This window comes from Bradyrhizobium sp., assembly GCF_016462955.1.
GTDB lineage: Bacteria > Pseudomonadota > Alphaproteobacteria > Rhizobiales > Xanthobacteraceae > Bradyrhizobium.
In genome coordinates this window covers 1-1,985 of record NZ_JAEMSD010000719.1, presented here as the reverse complement: position 1 = coordinate 1,985, position 1,985 = coordinate 1, and the positions used below count along the sequence as shown (strand labels likewise).

Genomic DNA, 1,985 nt, shown 5'->3' with positions numbered 1-1,985 from the left:
GGGATGATCCCTGTCGGGTCGACGTCGGAAGGATTGACGAAGGAGCTCGCCGCGAATATCGCGCTGTGGCAGCCCGTCGTGAAGGCGACGGGATACAAGATCGAGAATTAGAGCCCCGCTCGCGCCAAATGCTCCGTCGTCATGGCCGGGCTTGTCCCGGCCATCCACGTGCGCCAGCAATCGCGGGAAGACGTGGATGCCCGGGTCAAGCCCGGGCATGACGAGTTGAGAGAGACGCGCGCCCTCCATCACCTCATCCTGAGGAGCGCGCTTTTGCGCGCGTCTCGAAGGATGAAAGGCCCGGCTGACGCAGCTGGGCCTGCATGGTTCGAGACGGCGCTGCGCGTCTCCTCACCATGAGGAGCAACTGTTACATCTTCGCGCGTTGTGCGATGCCGTCCTTGATCGCCGCGAGCTCTTTCTCGTCCCAGATGCCGATCAGGATGCCGCCCTTCACCTGGAGCTGGTTGTCCGCATAGGCGGCGATCTTCTCGCGCGGCGTCGTGATGTGGCCGTTCGGGTGCAGCGCCCAATCGAACAGCTCGGCCTGCAATCGTGCGATGATGCCGGCGCAATCAGGGTCGTCGCCGCGATCCAGATATTCCTCCGGGTCGGTTTCGAGGTCGTACAGCATCGGACGGAAGCCGGAGGCGTGGATGTATTTCCAGCGACCGTCGAACACCATGAACAGGCGACAGCGCTCGATCGGCTGGTTCAGCTTAAGCCGCACGTCCTGCATGGCGTAGTCGTATTCGGAGAACGCCACCTTGCGCCAATCGCTCGGCGTCTCGCCGCGCAGCAATGGCAACAGCGAACGTCCTTCGAGGACATGGTCAGGCACCTTGCCGCCGAAATAGTCGACGAAGGTCGGCGCGAGATCGATCGCCTCGACCAGCGCATCGCTGCGGGTGCCGCGCGTGGCGTCGGCCTCCTGCGAAGGGTCGATGACGATCAGCGGGATCTTCGCTGACTGTTCGTGGAACAGATCCTTTTCGCCCATCCAATGATCGCCGAGATAATCGCCGTGATCGCTGGTGAACACGATCATCGTGGTGTCCAGGAGATCGCGTTCCTCCAGGAATTTCATCAGCACGCCCATCTGGTCGTCGATCTGGGTGATCAGGCCCATATAGGTCGGGATCACCTTTTCGCGGGCATCGTCGCGCGCCATGTTGCGGGAGTAGCGCATGTCCATATAGGCGCCGAACACCGGATGCGGATTCTGCCGCTCGCGTTCCGAGCGGATCACCGGGATCATGTCGTCGGTCGAATACATGCTGGCGTAAGGCTCAGGCGCGATGTAGGGCCAGTGCGGCTTGATGTAGGACAGATGCAGGCACCACGGGCGGCCGTCGGTTTCGGCCTCGCTGATGAAATCCATCGCGCGCCGCGTCATGTAGGGCGTCTCGGAATGCTCGTCCGGCACGCGCGCGGCCTTGTCGGCATGCACCAGCAGCCAGCCGTTCTGCAGCGAGCCATCGTCGGCCGTGCCTGAATTGGCCCAATGCTCCCAGGGATTGGGTGCGTCAAAGCCCTGCTTTCGCAGATATTCGTCGTATTTCGGCCGCGGCCGCCCGGTCGGATGCAGGCCGTCGTCGCGTTCGTAAGGCTCGAAGCCGCATTCGGCCACGTGGACGCCGATGACCGATTCCGGGGGAATGCCGAGCGCCTTCATGCCTTCGATATCAGGCGCCATGTGGGTCTTGCCGACCAGCACGTTGCGCACGCCGATTTTCTTGAGGTGATCGCCGAGCGTGGGCTCGCCGACGCGCAGCGGCCAGCCGTTCCAGTGCGAGCCGTGCGAGCGCATGTAGCGGCCGGTATAGAATGACATCCGCGACGGGCCGCAGATCGGCGATTGCACATAGGCCTTGGCGAACAGCACGCCGCGCTTGGCCATGGCGTCGATGTTCGGCGTCTTCAGCGTGGGATGGCCGGTGCAGCCGAGATAGTCGTAGCGAAGCTGGTCGCACATGATCCAGAGA

The 1,985-nt window shown here is 63.1% G+C and carries 1 protein-coding gene; it reads right to left on the bottom strand.

Annotated elements, in window-relative coordinates; genetic code table 11:
• Positions 1 to 370 precede the first annotated feature (370 nt).
• Positions 371 to 1,985 (bottom strand): alkaline phosphatase family protein (locus JHD07_RS37355; protein ID WP_291631302.1); only part of this gene is annotated, 1,615 nt, incomplete at its 5' end.